Source organism: Peptoclostridium sp. AF21-18, from assembly GCF_003478825.1.
In the GTDB taxonomy this organism is placed as follows: Bacteria; Bacillota; Clostridia; order Peptostreptococcales; family Peptostreptococcaceae; genus Peptacetobacter.
This window is the reverse complement of record NZ_QUGE01000061.1, coordinates 1-573: the sequence shown is the minus strand read 5'-3', so window position 1 is coordinate 573 and position 573 is coordinate 1. Positions and strand designations below refer to the sequence as shown.

Here is a 573-nt window from a genome sequence, read left to right as displayed (position 1 = left end):
TGGATAGAGCAACGCCCTTCTAAGGCGTGTGTCGAAGGTTCGAATCCTTCTGCGCTCATTTTTTATTGTGGTCTATTAGCTCAGTCGGTAGAGCACTTGACTTTTAATCAAGGTGTCCCGCGTTCGAATCGCGGATAGATCATTTTTTATATATGGAGAGGTGTCCGAGTGGTTTAAGGAGCTGGTCTTGAAAACCAGTGATGCTTAACGGCACCGTGGGTTCGAATCCCACCCTCTCCGCCATATTTAGGAGAAGTACTCAAGAGGCTATAAGAGGAGCCCCTGCTAAGGGTTTAGGCTGGGTAACACCGGTGCGAGGGTTCGAATCCCTCCTTCTCCGCCAAGATAAATCGAGGTGTAGCGCAGTTTGGTAGCGCACGTGGTTTGGGACCATGGGGCCGGGGGTTCGAGTCCCTTCACCTCGACCATTTATGGGCCTATAGCTCAGGTGGTTAGAGCGCACGCCTGATAAGCGTGAGGTCGCTGGTTCGAGTCCAGCTAGGCCCACTCATTTATGCCTAGATAGCTCAGTCGGTAGAGCAGGGGACTGAAAATCCCCGTGTCGGTGGTTCG

General features: G+C 52.4%; 5 tRNA genes. All 5 read left to right on the top strand.

From position 1 onward, the window contains the following. The first annotated feature begins 69 nt into the window (after positions 1 to 69). The 5 genes from DWX74_RS11035 (at position 70) to DWX74_RS11015 (ending at position 507) form a co-directional block, all read left to right on the top strand. A tRNA-Lys gene (locus tag DWX74_RS11035) sits at positions 70 to 142 on the top strand. A 12-nt stretch (positions 143 to 154) separates the two neighbouring features. Continuing rightward, positions 155 to 243 (top strand) — tRNA-Ser (locus tag DWX74_RS11030). Positions 244 to 249: 6 nt separating this feature from the next. Then, positions 250 to 343 (top strand) — tRNA-Ser (locus DWX74_RS11025). 8 nt (positions 344 to 351) lie between these two features. After that, positions 352 to 428: transfer RNA gene (locus DWX74_RS11020), tRNA-Pro, on the top strand. A 5-nt stretch (positions 429 to 433) separates the two neighbouring features. Continuing rightward, a tRNA-Ile gene (locus DWX74_RS11015) sits at positions 434 to 507 on the top strand. The last annotated feature ends 66 nt before the right edge of the window (positions 508 to 573 follow it).